The organism is Tatumella sp. JGM94, from assembly GCF_018257595.1.
GTDB lineage: Bacteria > Pseudomonadota > Gammaproteobacteria > Enterobacterales > Enterobacteriaceae > Tatumella > Tatumella punctata.
The window spans coordinates 20,765-34,972 of record NZ_JAERJN010000015.1 but is presented as its reverse complement, the minus strand read 5'-3'; the positions used below and the strand labels follow the sequence as shown (position 1 = coordinate 34,972).

The following is a 14,208-nucleotide window of genomic DNA, read 5'->3' as shown; positions in this document are numbered from 1 at the left end:
AGGAGCCTATATGAACACAGTTTATCAGCAATATCTGCAATTAAAGCGACAACATCCGTCAGTCCGTGCACGGGATCTGGCAAAAATGATCGGTATCAGTGAGGCCGCACTGCTGCAGGCCAGAATGGCTGAAGGCGTACAGCAGTTGCGTGCCGATTTCCCGGCATTACTGGAGGCCCTGGAAGGGGTCGGGGAAACCAAAAATATTTCCCGCAATGAGTATGCGGTTCATCAACAGACCGGCAGCTACCATAATCTGCATATTGGCCCCTGGGCAGGGCTGGTCCTTAACCCGCGCCAGCTGGATTTACGTTTCTTTATCTCTGAATGGCAAAGTGCTTTTTATCTTCAGGAGCAGACAGCCGGTGGTGAACGGAAAAGTATTCAGATCTTTGATGATAAGGGAGCGGCAGTACTAAAAATTTATACCACCGGAAAGACAGATCTTCCGGCCTGGCAGGCACTGATCACCCGGTTTGTGCTGCCACATCCGCAAATACTGTCACTGAATACTACTCCGGCGGCAGAGTTTTCTGAGCAATTTGATGCACAACAGGTTGAGCAGGAATGGCGTGAAATGACCGATGTACATCAGTTTTTCCGTTTGCTTGGTCGTCATAATATCAGCAGACAGCAGGCTTTTTCGGCAGTCAGTAATGATCTGGCGCAACAGGTCGGCCCACAGGCACTGGGACAGTTGCTGGCACTGGTGCAGCAGGCCGGCAACGAAATTATGATTTTCACCGCTAACCGTGGCTGTACGCAGATCTTCACCGGCGTTATCGGGAACATCACCTCCCGGGAAGGCTGGCTGAATATATTTAACCGGGACTTTACCCTGCATCTTCAGGATCAGCAGATTGCGGAAAGCTGGATCACCCGTAAGCCGACCGCTGACGGACATGTCACCAGTCTGGAATTATTTGCTGCCGACGGCAGGCAGATAATCCAGCTTTATGGACAGCGCAGTGAGGGAAATCCGGAACAGCGGCAGTGGCGTGAGCAGATCGAATCCCTCACCGGAGACCTGGCCGTATGAAAATCGCCGGCCTGATACTGTGTCTGCTGGCATTACCGGTGTTTGCCACCCGGCACATTGTTTCCATCGGCGGTGATGTCACCGAAATCGTTTATGCACTGGGGGCCGGTCAGCAACTGGCAGGGCGTGACAGTACCAGTATTCGTCCGCTACAGGCCAGAAAATTACCGGATGTCGGTTATATGCGTCAGCTGAATACAGAAGGTATTCTGGCGCTGACACCATCGCTGGTTTTGGTCAGTGAACAGGCCAAACCTTCGCAGGTATTGGAACAGCTTTCACAGGCAGGGGTGAAGGTGGTGCCTGTGAGCGGAGAAAACTCACTGCCTGCCATATTGCAGAAGATCACCACTATTGCCGCCGCACTTAACGAAAATGTCGCGGCACAGCCATTATTACAGCAGGTCAGGCAGCAAACCGAGGCTATCCCGTCTCATCCCTTAGCTATCAGGGCGCTATATATTATGGCAAACAGTGGTATGACGACCCTGGTGGCCGGTAATCAGACCGCTGCAGATGTGGCAATCCGCAGTGCCGGACTGATTAATGTGATGGGCAGTGTGCCTCATTACCAACCGATGTCTGCTGAGGGCATTATTGCTGCCGCACCGGATCTGGTACTGATGGATGCCGGTGGCGTGGCGGCCCTGGGCGGGCCGTCTAACGTCTGGCAGTTGCCGGGCCTGGCCATGACGCCGGCAGGGCAGCATCAGCGGTTATTGTATGTTGACCAGATGGCCTTGCTGGGATTCGGCCCGGATACACCACAGGCAATACGCCGCTTACGCCAGGATGCAGAAAAAATTGATGCACAATAGTCAGCGCTCACTTCTCTGGTTAGGCACGCTGGGGCTGGTATTGCTGGTGACATTACTGGTGGCCAGTCAGTCAGGCGCAATAAAGTTATCCCTGGCCAGTTTATGGCATCAGGCCCCGGGGAGCCTGGAGCGTAATATCTGGCTGAATATCCGCTTACCCAGGGTATTACTGGCAGCCCTGGTCGGAATAGCACTGGCCGTATCGGGGAGTGTTATGCAGGGGCTGTTCCGTAATCCTCTGGCTGACCCCGGACTACTCGGGATCAGCAGTGGCGCAGGACTGGCTGTGGCAGTCGCGATAGTTATTCCGCTGGCACTCCCGCCGGTGCTGGTAATGTGGCTGCCGATGCTGGCGGCTTTTACCGGCAGCATGCTGGTCACGGTACTGATCTTTAAACTCAGCCGTGTTACCCGCGGACATCTGTCACGTTTATTACTGTTCGGTGTGGCGATCAATGCCCTCTGCGGATCCAGTGTCGGGGTGCTCTCATGGATCAGTAATGATCAACAATTGCGTCAGCTCTCCCTGTGGGGCATGGGCAGTCTCGCCCTGGCCAGTTGGCCAGCCCTGTCAGTCTGTGCGGTGCTGATCCTGCCTGCGGCAATCCTGAGTTTATGTTGTGCCGGACAGCTTAATATGCTGCAACTGGGAGAAGAAGATGCCCATTATATGGGGGTAAATGTACTGCGGACCCGGCGTCAGTTACTGGTGCTGAATGCCTTACTGGTCGGCACCGCGGTCTCGGTCAGTGGTGTGATTGGCTTTATCGGACTGGTGATCCCGCATCTGATGCGTCTGTGTTTTGGCAGTGACCACCGCATGGTATTACCTGCATCGGCCCTCAGTGGCGCTATCTTACTGCTGCTGGCGGATACCCTGGCTCGTACTCTGGTAACACCGGCCGAAATGCCGGTCGGGTTGCTGACCAGTCTGATCGGTGCGCCCTGGTTATTCTGGATGATTATCCGTCGGCAGCGGGAGAACGGGGATGTATGAACTGACGGCACGCTCGGTCGGAGTCATCAGCGGGCAACGCCAGCTGTTGTGTAATATCTGTCTGCAATTTGTCCCCGGAGAAATGGTCGCGCTGATTGGGCCAAACGGGGCCGGGAAGTCGACCCTGCTGCGGGTACTCAGTGGCTATCTTGCGCCGGACAGCGGACAGTGTCTGCTACAGGGTAAACCGCTGGCTGACTGGCCCGGCCGGTTGCTTGCCCGGCAGCGGGCAGTGATGCGTCAGCAAAATACACTGACATTTTCCCTGACGGTGCGCCAGGTCATCAGCCTTGGCAGGGCGGTCTGGCCACGCCAGCAACAGCCACAGCAGCAGATCGTCAGAGAAGTCGCCGCACTGACTGGTTGTCAGGTGCTGCTGGAACGCAATTATCTGCAATTATCCGGCGGTGAACAGCAAAGAGTACAGCTGGCGAGGGTACTGGCACAGCTATGGCGTGACGGCGAACCGCAGGGCTTTTTATTTCTTGATGAACCGGCTTCTGCGCTGGATCTCTACCACCAGCAGCAGATCCTTCGCTTACTGCACCGGCTGACACGGCAGGGAAAACTGATGGTATGCAGTGTACTGCATGATCTTAACCAGGCATCCTTATGGGCGGACCGGGTGTTACTGTTACATCAGGGATCGCTGGTGGCAGAAGGAACCGCGCAGCAGGTACTGAGAAAGGATATTTTAGAGCGCTGGTATCAGGCAGAACTCAGGGTCAGTACGGAAGGGCCGCAGCAGAAACCGCAGGTGATGCTACTGCCATAACCGCGGGTAACCGCCCGCATCACGGGCGGCAGAATACCACAGCAGTGGATCGGTTATTCATCAAAACAGAGTTCAGTGGCGCTGCCCTGATCATCATATTCTTCCCGGTCACGGGCCGCGGCCCGTTCCGGACTCAGCAGGTCATCGGACAGGTAACGCTGACCCGCCGCCAGGATATCTTCAATTTGCACCGCGTAAGTTGTCGCCATCAGGGAACCTCCAGGTTGCGAAATAATGAATCATCATGTTCAGCATGACAGCAGCAGATGACAGTTCTGTGATCCTTTTAGCTGAAACAGCACCGGTTGTGCCAGCAGCAAACGACTTCGGTAGTAATTAGCATTATGCTGAAGCGATACGCTATTTTTCGGGAGAGCATGCAATGTTACGTTTAGCGGTAATAGGTACTAACTGGATCACCGATAGTTTTGTGACAGCGGCACTGGAAAGCGGCTTGTACCAGCTGACTGCCGTTTATTCCCGTCGTCTGGCGCAGGCTGAATCTTTTGCAGCAAAATATGCAGACACGACTCTGTTTACCGATTTGCAGCAACTGGCCAAAAGTGACCTGTTTGATGCGGTATATATTGCCAGCCCGAATTCGCTGCACTGTGAACAGAGCTGCCTGTTTATGCAACAGGGTAAACATGTCATTTGCGAAAAACCGTTTGCTGCAGATATTCAGCAGGCTGAAAAAATGGTGGCCTGCGCCAGAGAGCATCAGGTGGTGCTGTTTGAAGCCTTTAAAACCGCCTGCCTGCCTAATTTTCGGGTAATTTATGAAACGCTGCCGCGGCTGGGAACGTTACGGAAAGTCCTGTTACAGTACTGCCAGTATTCTTCCCGTTATGGCCGTTATCTGGCCGGGGAAAATCCGAATACTTTTAACCCGGCGTTTGCCAATGGCTCGGTAATGGATATTGGTTTCTATCCGCTGGCCAGTGCGGTGGCCCTATGGGGCAAACCGCAGGGGGTGGTGGCTCAGGCCAGTCTGCTGGAGAGCGGTGTGGATGCCCATGGTTCGGTTATTCTGGAGTATGGCGATTTTGATGTAACTATTCTGCATTCCAAGGTCAGCGACTCTGTGCTGAGTAGTGAGATTCAGGGGGAGCAGGGATCACTGCTGGTGGATAAAATTTCAACCTGTGAAGGACTGACCCTGTATCCGCGCGGCGGTCAGCCGCAGGCTATCGGTGTCGCGCAATATGATAATTCGATGCGAAATGAGGCAGAAGTCTTTGCCGGGCTGGTGGCCGGCCTGCAGGTGGAACATCAGGGATTACAGGTCAGCCTGATCACCTCACAGTTACTGACAGAAATACGTCGCCAGACCGGTGTTCGTTTCCCGTCAGACGGTGAGGCCTGACAGGAAGGGCTGCCGCTCAGGCGGCAGCCGTCAGATTTCAAAGTTGTAGGCGGTTTCACCCGAGGCCGTGCTTTGCAGCGCGCTGGCTTTTAGTTCATCAACTGACAGGTTAGGGTTACACAGCATCATAAACTGCCACAGATAATCCCGTTGCAACTGGCCGCGTTTTACGGCCATCCAGACGGTACTGGCGGCAAACAGATGGCGGACATCGAGTGCGCTGATCCCCTCATCGGCATCAGTCACTGCCGTTTCTGCCACAATACCGATCCCCATGCCCAGTTTTACGTAGGTTTTTACGACATCCGAGTCCTGGGCACTCAGTACAATATCGGTTTTCAGGGAGGCGCTTTCGAAAGCCTGATCGATGGCTGACCGTCCTGTCATACCACTGCGATAGGTAATTAATGGCCAGGCGGCGAGGTGTTCCAGAGTCACATCGGGCTGGCCGGCCAGCGGATGCTGTCGCGGGATCAGTACTTTATGATTCCATTTAAACCACGGGAAGGCCCGCAGTGCCTCACTGTTTGACAGTACTTCGGAAGCAATCCCCAGGTCGGCAGTACCGGCACTGACCATGGCACGGATTTCTTCCGGCGTGCCCTGGTTCAGTACCACGCGAATATTCGGATAGAGTTCACGAAACAGTTTTATTTTATCGGGCAGTGAATAACAGGCCTGGGTATGGGTGGTGGCGATGGTCAGTATCCCGTCTTGCTGACCGGTAAATAATTCGCCTAACCGGCGTGCTTTACCGGCATCGTCAAGAATACGCCGCGCAATGGTCAGCATTTCTTTACCGGGTCCTGTCAGGCCAAGCATCCGTTTACCATGACGGATAAACAACTCCACCCCCAGTTCTTCTTCCAGTTCACGGATATGGCGACTAATTCCCGATTGTGAGGTATAGAGCGTTTTGGCCACTTCTGTCAGATTGAACTGGCACCGGGAAGCCTCCCTGATAATTCTTAGTTGCTGGAAGTTCATGATATTCACTTTTTTTAAGAGTTGCCCCGTTAAAATAAAAAAAATTATTTAGCGGGGTAAATAATTAAAACTTCGCATATATTCCTGAACGGTATATACAGCGGATATATCCACATCCTGACAGGCTTACATCTGCAATCCCCTAACAACCGGCGGGCAGAAAGGCACAACGTATGGCCGGAAAAGTATGACTTCCGGATAGTTTTTTTTCACACAAGCTATGCCATTTTTGTTATTTCAATTCTGAAAACAGTGGCTCTTATTATGAATAACGGTCTGAGTACAATAATAAAGAGGCAGTGGATGAAAAGATGGCGCGTCGCAGGATTTAAAAAACAGATACTGGTATCGCTGTTGGTGGCATCCCTGCCTGCCTGGTCAGCAGATAATCCACAGCACGGGGGAACGTTAATTTATCTGGAACAGCAGGCACACACTAACCTGTATCCTCCGGCGGGCGGCTTTTACCCTAATGGCGGTATCCTCAACCAGTTAACCGATAAACTGACCTGGCAGAATCCTAAAACACTGGCCATTGAACCCTGGATTGCCGAAAGCTGGAGCAGTAATCCGCAAAAGACGGAATGGACATTTAAATTACGTCCGGGAGTCACTTTTTCTGATGGTACTCCGCTGGATGCCGCAGCGGTTGCGAAAAATTTTGATACTTATGGTCTGGGAAATAGAGAAAAACATTTTCCGGTCTCAGAAGTGATTAATAATTACGATCATAGCCAGGTTATTGATCCGCTGACCGTAAAATTCTATTTTAAAAAGCCTTCACCAGGGTTTTTACAAGGGACATCGACCATAGGTTCCGGTCTGGTGTCATTATCCACATTAGATAAAAATTTCGATCAGCTGGGTGATGCACGCAATATTATCGGTTCCGGGCCTTTTGTGGTGAAATCAGAAACCCTGGGTCATGAACTGGATCTGGTGGCCCGTCCGGATTATCACTGGGGACCGAGTAATGATCCGCATCAGGGACCGGCTTATCTCGACGGGATTAAATTGATTGTGACGCCGGAAGATGGTGTCCGCATCGGTGCACTGCTGGCCGGACAGGCTGACTTTATCCGTCAGATACAGGCTTATGATGAGAAACGGGTTACAGCACAGCATCTGCCGGTCTATGCCGAAGCCACCCGTGGTGTCAATGACAGCCTGAGTTTCCGTCCGGATAACCCGCGGGTCTCTGATATTCGTGTACGCAAAGCACTTTCCCTGGCAACAAACCGCCAGCAAATTGTGGAAACCCTGTTTTCTGACAACTATCCGGCCGCAACCTCGGTACTGGCATCGACCGCCCCGGGGTATATACCGTTAAAAAACCTGCTGACCAGTGATCCTCAACAGGCGAAGAAATTACTGGATGAAGCCGGCTGGCTGCCCGGCAGCAATGGTATCCGTCAGAAGCAGGGAATACCGTTATCACTGAGTGTTTACGTTTCTCTGCCTCAACCCCAGAACAAGGAAGTCCTGCAGCTGATTGCCCGCCAGTGGCGTGAAATCGGCGTGGTACTGAATGTGCGTCCGGCTGATGCAGGGACAACGGTACTGAATAACCTCGACCCGCTGAAAGCACCGCTGACCGTTTCTGAGGTCGGCCGGGCGGATCCTGATGTGATTAAAAGTATGTTTTATCCGACAAACCGTGATGCACTGCTGCAAAAAGGTGGTCTCAGCGATAAGGTTAAACATTTCCGTGATGACAAACTCGATCAGCTGTTACTGAAGATCTCGCAGGAAACGGATAACGCTCAGCGTCTGAAACTGACCGGCGAGGCTCAGCGTTATCTGCTGGAACAGGCTTATGTAATCCCTGTCTTTGAAGAACCGCAGGTATTTGCCGGGGCTAAATGGCTGAAAGGGATCAGTTTTGAAGCCGTCGGACGTCCGTCATTTTACGATGCCTGGCTGGCTAAGAAATAAGCGGGAGACCGGATAATGGCACGCTATTTACTGCAACGGTTGTTACAGGGCGTTCTGGTGTTATGGGCGGCGTGGACACTGTCTTTTATTCTGCTGCAGCTACTGCCCGGCGACGCGATTATGATCAAATTCCTTGATCCTTCGCTGGGTTTGAGTGCGGAACAGATTGCTCAGATGCGTAAGTTATACGGTGAGGGGGTACCCGGCTGGCAGCAGTATATTTCGGCTTTACTGGCGATACTGCATGGTAATCTGGGCTATTCGGTCCAGCTGGGGGTGCCGGTCAGCCAGGTGCTGGCGACTAACCTGCCACAGACCCTGAAACTGGTGATCCCCGGTTTTCTGCTGGCGCTGGTGGCAGGCCCCGGGCTGGCGATCCTCGCCTGGTTACCGGGGCTGAACTGGCTGCGTAACATACTGCTTTCACTACCGTCATTACTGGTTTCTCTGCCTGTATTCTGGCTGGGGATCGTATTGATCCAGATCTTCTCTTTTCAACTGAACTGGGTCTCAGTGATCAATCCATCGCCGATCGGCGGAATGATCCTGCCGGTGATCACCCTGGCGGTCCCGATTGCCGCGCCGCTGGCACAGATTTTTATGCGCAGTATTGATCAGGTACGTACCCGGCCTTTTGTCGCCGCTGCCCGCGCCCGCGGAGCCAGCCAGCGTCGGGTGCTGTTTCGCCATATTCTGCGGAACGCCAGCCTGCCACTGCTGACGGTGGCCGGTCTGCTGCTCGGTGAGCTGATTGCCGGAGCACTGGTCACTGAAACGGTTTTCGGGCTGAACGGGCTGGGACAGGTGACCTGGCAGGCAGTCAACGCCAGAGACGAAAATGTATTACAAGCCATAGTGATGATATCAGCGCTGTCCTATGTGGTGAGTAATCTGTTGGCAGATCTGCTGACTCCGTTACTCGATCCGCGCCTGAATAGTCTGTCGGGGAGGAAACTATGAGTATGACCAGTCTGTTAAGCGTTTCTGCCCATAGCCCCCGGCGGCGTCCTGATCTCAAACCGGGATTACTGCTGGCCACCACTGTGATTGTACTGGCAATACTGGCTGCCCTGTTTCCCCAGTGGTTTACCCGCTACAACCCCTATGATGGTATTGCCGGTATCCAGCTGACCCCTCCCGACAGTCATCACTGGCTGGGTACCGATCAGCTGGGGCGTGACCTGTTAAGCCGGATTATTTATGGCACCCGCTGGTCATTATCGGCTGCGACTGCGGCGGTTGCTGTCGGGCTGGTGGCGGGCGGCGCTGTCGGCATGCTGGCGGGTTTCAGTCGTTTAAGGATAGACAACCTGGTTATGCGGCTGGTGGATGTACTGCTATCAATACCGGCACTGTTATTGTCGCTGAGCATTATTATCCTGCTGGGAGCCGGAACTCTGCATGCGGCGCTGGCCGTGGGCTGTGCTTCGGTGGCAAATTTTGCCCGTCTGTCGCGCACCGAGGTATTACGTATCCGTCATCAGGATTATATCGAGGCGGCATTTGGCAGCGGCGGGCACTTTTTATCGGTCTTTCTGCGACATGTCCTGCCAAATGCCTTACCCACGCTGCTGGCGTTTTCCGCCTTACAGTTTGGTCAGGCTATTCTGGCACTCTCAACCCTGAGTTTTCTGGGATTTGGCAGCCCGCCACCGGTACCGGAATGGGGATTATTGATTGCCGAAGGGCGTAATTATCTGGCAACGGCCTGGTGGCTGGCTGCTTTCCCGGGCGGGGTGGTTATTGTGGTGGTGCTGGCAGCTAACCGCATCAGCCGCTATTTTTCAGGAGAAGTCTCATGACCCTGCAGAGATTGCCGGTGTTACAACTGGAAGAGCTGAGTATTGCTTATCATTCCGCTGACCAGTGGCGGGAGACCGTCCATAGTATCAGCCTGACTCTGAATGCCGGTGAAATGCTGGCAGTGGTGGGTGAATCCGGGTCAGGAAAAACGACCACCGCTCAGGCGGTTATCGGTTTGTTAGCGGAAAATGGCCGCCGCAGCGCAGGCCATATCCGGTTTAATGGCGAAGATATCAGCCAGTGGTCTTCCGCCAGGCTGGACAGTTTGCGGGGATCGCAGATTTCACTGATCCCGCAGGATCCGGCTGACTCCCTTAACCCGTTAAAAACGCTGGGTGAGCAGGTGGGAGAAGTGCTGTTGCTGGGCGGGGATCGCCTGTCACGTCGTCAGCGCCGGCAGCGTGTGACAGAACTGTTCCAACGGGTCGGACTGAGTCATCCGCAACAGCGAATTCTTCAGTATCCGCATCAGCTGTCCGGGGGCATGAAACAACGGGTATTAATTGCTATTGCCATTGCTTTAAAACCGGCATTGATCATTGCCGATGAACCCACCAGCGCACTGGATGTTACGGTACAAAAACATATCATGACGCTGATTGATGAATTGCGACATGACTACGGGACTGCGGTACTGTTCGTTACCCATGATCTGGCCCTGGCCAGTGAACATGCAGACCGGCTGGCGGTATTCCGAGAAGGGCGGTTACTGGAACAGGGCACCACAGCGCAGGTGATCCGTCAGCCACAGCACCCTTATACTGCACAATTACTGGCTGATGTACGACAAAACTATACGGCTGTCCCGCTGCCGGTCGCGGAGCCTGACAGCCCTGCGGTAATCCGTATGCAGGCAGTCCGTAAGCGATTTTCTCTTAATCATCGCCAGCAGATGCAGGCGTTGCAGGATATTTCTCTGACAGTACTGCGGGGCACGACCCATGCACTGGTCGGCGAGTCAGGTTCCGGAAAAACCACTCTGGCCCGTATTCTGCTGGGATTTGAACAGGCAGACAGTGGCAGTATCGAAATCAGCGGACAGAGTGTCGCCAGCTTATCCCGCCAGGGCTGGCGGCAGTTACGACAGAAAATCCAGTTCGTGTATCAGAACCCTTTTTCATCTCTTGACCCGCGTCAGACCCTGTTCTCGGTGATTGAAGAGCCGTTACTCAATTTTCATAATCTGACACGACAGCAGCGTCAGCAACAGGTGGAAACCGCTGCGGCTCAGGTAGCCTTAGATCCGTCCCTGTTATCACGGCGGGCGCATCAGTTATCCGGAGGACAGCGGCAGCGGGTGGCGATTGCCCGTGCATTGATCCTCCGGCCGGAAATTCTGGTACTGGATGAGGCAACCTCGGCGCTGGATGTTACGGTGCAGTCGCAGATCCTGACATTACTCAGGGAATTACAGCAAAAGCTGTCACTGACGTATTTATTTATTACCCATGATTTACAGGTGGTACGCCGTATTGCTCATCAGGTCTCCGTATTACGTAACGGTCAGCTGGTAGAACATGGCAGTACCGAACAGCTGTTTTCTGCGCCACAGAACGAATACACCCGGCAGCTGATTACTGCGATACCCTCATTTACGCCAGCGCAGGAGGTGCATATATGACCGCAAAACGGATAGGTTTTTTTACCCGGTTACTGGAAAAAGCGCCGGCCGGAGAACGTTACCGGCTGGCAACAGAACAGGTCTGCCATGCGGAGGCATTGGGTTTTGACAGTGCCTGGGTCGCCCAGCACCATTTTCATGAGCATGAAGGCGGGCTGCCGTCGCCGTTATTATTCCTGGCCCATGCCGGTGCCCATACCAGGAAAATCCGTCTCGGGACGGCGATTATCACCCTGCCGATGGAAAATGCGATACGGGTGGCAGAGGATGCCGCGGTACTTGATCTGCTGATCGGCGGGCGCCTGGAACTGGGGCTGGGCTCCGGGGGAACCCCGGGCTCGTTTGAACCTTTCGGACAAACTTTTGATCAGCGGGCGGAGACGTTTGCCGCGAATCTGGCTGTTTTACAGCAGGGGCTGCGAGGGGCACCGTTACAGCAGACCGCGAATTGCCTGTACCCTGCGGCCCCGCAACTGATAGATAAACTCTGGATTGCCACTTTCTCCGCCGAAGGCGCGGAAAGAGCCGGTAAAGCAGGCCTCGGGCTGATGTTATCCCGTACCCAGCCGCGACCGGCGGGTCAGCCGGGACTGGCTCTGGATGAACTGCAAAATCCGCTGATTGATGCCTATCTGGCGGCTCTGCCTGCCGGAACTGAACCGCGGATTCTGGCATCCCGTACCGCGTTTGTCGCCGATGACCGGCAGTATGCCCGTAAGATTGCGTTACCTGGCCTGACGGCGCAGGCCGAAGGTTACCGCCAGTCGGGTCATCAGTTGCGGGGTGAAACCCTTGACGACTATATCGGGCAGTTTGATGCGCATATCGGCGACCCGCCGGATGTACTGGCATCTCTGCTGCGTGACAGTTGCCTGTCACGGGTCACGGATATCTCCTTCCAGGTTCATTCCGTGGAGCCGGAACACGGGGATGTACTGCGTTCGCTGGAATTACTGTCGCGTTATATTACCCCGGTGCTGCGTAATACTGCCCCGGAGTCTTTACCGGAGAGGTCTCTATGAGTGAAAATTATGATGTGGTTCAGTATTTAGCGGGTATCAGCGCCGGCTCTGAACTGGCTGAAAGCCGCGTAATCCGTCAGCAGGCAACCGAACATACACAGGGCAGTTATCAGGCGCTGTTCAGTCGCGGCAGTGATGACTTTCCGCTGGCCCTGCGTACCCTGATTGCGGCACAAGTGGCGGCCTGGCACCAGCTCACAGCATTACAACAACATTATGCGTCCCTGAGTCCGGCGGCGCAGCCTTCTGCCGCGCTGACGGCGGCCCTGAGTTTTGCCCGCCGGCTGACGTTCGAGCCGGTGGCGTGCGGGCCGGATGATATACAGCACTTGCAGCAGGCTGGCTGGCAGACAGACACTATTGTCACCCTGGCACAGCTGATTGCTTTTGTCAGTTTCCAGAGCCGGTTAATCAGCGGTTTCCGGTTACTGGCAGATCACCAGGCCCCTTCTGCCGGTGAGCCTAACCCTCTGGTGTGTGCAGGCCGCTGGCATACTCACCCGCAGACACAACAACAGCAACCAGCCCCGGTCGCGTTTACCCAGAAAACTCTTGGCTGGGAGCCCTGGTTAGCGCCAAAACCACTGACAGAGTTTACTCCGCAACAGCAGGAGATCCTGACAGGTTTTGGCCATCAGAACTCGGCATATTTCCGTTTACTGGGGCGTGATCTGCCGGTACTGGAACAGCGGACATTAACCGATAAAGGCATTTTTTATACGCCCGGCGGATTGCCCCGCGCCGAGCGTGAGCTGGCGGCAGCGGTGACCAGTAAAGTGAATGGCTGTATTTATTGCGCTTCGGTCCATGCCCGTAAGGCCAGCCAGTTGTCTAAGAAACGTGATGAAGTGGCACTGCTGCTACAGGTTCAGCCGGGAGACCCGTTATCCGCCGGACAGTCAGAGCGCTGGCAGGCCGAAATTGAGGCGGTTGCGGCCCTGTCTCTGACGCCTCCGCAACTGACTGCGACACACCTGCGGACCCTGAGTGATCTCTCTCTCCCGGTGCTGGAAATAACGGATCTGATTCAGTCAGCAGCTTTCTTTGCCTGGGCGAATCGTCTGATGCTGACTCTGGGGGAACCTTTTATTCTGCCACAAAACGCTGAGACAGCGGCCCGATAGCGGCCCGGAAACAGGCTGCCGCGGCCGGGAGCCTGTCGCTGTTAAATCCTACGCGAAGCGTTTATCATCGGAGTCTGTTAAGTTATCGGGCGGAAAAGGTATGTCCCCGGCCATAAAATTACTGGTGATGATTGTTGCCTGTCTCCCGTTAGCAGGGGTAGCCGGACAGTATCTGATTAATCCGCAGCTCAGCCATCTCGAATTATACTGGCAAATGATTGGGGTGCGGGAATACCATGCCCGTTTATCGGCTGTTCAGGGAGAGATAAATTTTGATCAACAGCAGGATTCACAAATTCGTCTGCAGGCCAGGCTACCGATTGCTGCACTGGACGCCAATAACTGGCTGCTGACCCGCGCATTAAAAAGTGCTGCTTTTTTTGATCAGGAAAAATACCCTGAAGCAGTGTTCAGCAGCAACCGGATGGTGGCACTGTCTGACGGACGTTACCGGGTATTTGGCAGTCTGCAGATCAAAAATGTCCGTAAGTCACTGATATTATTTGCTCAGCAACGCCGTGTGTCTGCACAGCGTATTCGTTTATCTGCACAAACCACCCTTTCCCGTCGGTCTTTTGCTATGGGGCAATATCCGGTAATTGTCAGTGATCCGATCCGCGTCGATATTGTGTTATATGCGGACAGTACCGGCGGATAATCAGCGGAAACGGGGAGATGAAACAGGCTGTCGTGTCCCGGCCCGCGGCAGGAAACACGACAG

14 protein-coding genes are annotated in these 14,208 nt (G+C 54.2%); 12 read left to right on the top strand and 2 right to left on the bottom strand.

Features of this window, described 5'->3' with window-relative positions; translation table 11 throughout:
- The first annotated feature begins 10 nt into the window (after positions 1-10).
- From JK216_RS11925 to JK216_RS11910, 4 genes are read left to right on the top strand one after another with little or no spacing between them, the layout of a single operon-like run.
- A complete protein-coding gene (locus JK216_RS11925) occupies positions 11-1,039 on the top strand; it encodes a ChuX/HutX family heme-like substrate-binding protein (RefSeq protein ID WP_212711708.1) in 1,029 nt (342 codons plus the stop codon).
- Positions 1,036-1,857, top strand: coding sequence for an ABC transporter substrate-binding protein (locus JK216_RS11920; protein WP_212711709.1), 822 nt, complete (start codon positions 1,036-1,038; stop codon positions 1,855-1,857). The genes JK216_RS11925 and JK216_RS11920 overlap by 4 nt, the downstream gene beginning before the upstream one ends.
- Positions 1,847-2,854, top strand: a complete 1,008-nt coding sequence (locus JK216_RS11915) for an iron chelate uptake ABC transporter family permease subunit (protein WP_212708610.1) — start codon at positions 1,847-1,849, stop codon at positions 2,852-2,854. The genes JK216_RS11920 and JK216_RS11915 overlap by 11 nt, the downstream gene beginning before the upstream one ends.
- Positions 2,847-3,629, top strand: coding sequence for a heme ABC transporter ATP-binding protein (locus JK216_RS11910; RefSeq protein WP_212708609.1), 783 nt, complete (start codon positions 2,847-2,849; stop codon positions 3,627-3,629). Before JK216_RS11915 ends, JK216_RS11910 begins: the two co-directional genes overlap by 8 nt.
- Before the next feature lie 53 nt (positions 3,630-3,682).
- On the opposite strand, the gene JK216_RS11905 is transcribed toward JK216_RS11910, so the two are convergent.
- Entirely contained in the window at positions 3,683-3,838 is a 156-nt protein-coding gene (locus JK216_RS11905) for a hypothetical protein (protein WP_212710672.1), read from the bottom strand.
- Positions 3,839-4,011: 173 nt separating this feature from the next.
- Between JK216_RS11905 and JK216_RS11900 the strand changes: the two genes are divergently transcribed.
- On the top strand, positions 4,012-4,995 hold the full coding sequence (locus tag JK216_RS11900) for a Gfo/Idh/MocA family oxidoreductase (RefSeq protein ID WP_212711710.1): 984 nt from the start codon (positions 4,012-4,014) through the stop codon (positions 4,993-4,995).
- A 30-nt stretch (positions 4,996-5,025) separates the two neighbouring features.
- Here the strand turns inward: JK216_RS11900 and JK216_RS11895 are convergent, their stop codons facing one another.
- Positions 5,026-5,982, bottom strand: a complete 957-nt coding sequence (locus tag JK216_RS11895; RefSeq protein ID WP_212708606.1) for a LysR substrate-binding domain-containing protein — start codon at positions 5,980-5,982, stop codon at positions 5,026-5,028.
- Positions 5,983-6,285: 303 nt separating this feature from the next.
- Between JK216_RS11895 and JK216_RS11890 the strand changes: the two genes are divergently transcribed.
- The 7 genes from JK216_RS11890 (at position 6,286) to JK216_RS11860 (ending at position 14,145) form a co-directional block, all read left to right on the top strand.
- Positions 6,286-7,917, top strand: coding sequence for a TIGR04028 family ABC transporter substrate-binding protein (locus JK216_RS11890; protein WP_212710673.1), 1,632 nt, complete (start codon positions 6,286-6,288; stop codon positions 7,915-7,917).
- 15 nt (positions 7,918-7,932) lie between these two features.
- Positions 7,933-8,877: an ABC transporter permease gene (locus tag JK216_RS11885; RefSeq protein WP_212708604.1), complete on the top strand. Its 945-nt coding sequence runs from the start codon at positions 7,933-7,935 to the stop codon at positions 8,875-8,877.
- 2 nt (positions 8,878-8,879) lie between these two features.
- Positions 8,880-9,719 carry an ABC transporter permease gene (locus tag JK216_RS11880; RefSeq protein ID WP_249213115.1) on the top strand — a complete coding sequence of 280 codons (840 nt, stop codon included), beginning with the start codon at positions 8,880-8,882 and terminating at the stop codon, positions 9,717-9,719.
- Positions 9,720-9,730: 11 nt separating this feature from the next.
- On the top strand, positions 9,731-11,341 hold the full coding sequence (locus JK216_RS11875; RefSeq protein ID WP_212711726.1) for an ABC transporter ATP-binding protein: 1,611 nt from the start codon (positions 9,731-9,733) through the stop codon (positions 11,339-11,341).
- Positions 11,338-12,363: a putative FMN-dependent luciferase-like monooxygenase gene (locus tag JK216_RS11870; protein ID WP_212711711.1), complete on the top strand. Its 1,026-nt coding sequence runs from the start codon at positions 11,338-11,340 to the stop codon at positions 12,361-12,363. Before JK216_RS11875 ends, JK216_RS11870 begins: the two co-directional genes overlap by 4 nt.
- Complete coding sequence (locus JK216_RS11865) at positions 12,360-13,487, top strand: alkylhydroperoxidase domain protein (protein ID WP_212711712.1); 1,128 nt, start codon at positions 12,360-12,362, stop codon at positions 13,485-13,487. Before JK216_RS11870 ends, JK216_RS11865 begins: the two co-directional genes overlap by 4 nt.
- 100 nt (positions 13,488-13,587) lie before the next feature.
- A complete protein-coding gene (locus JK216_RS11860) occupies positions 13,588-14,145 on the top strand; it encodes a YceI family protein (RefSeq protein WP_212711713.1) in 558 nt (185 codons plus the stop codon).
- Positions 14,146-14,208 lie beyond the last annotated feature (63 nt).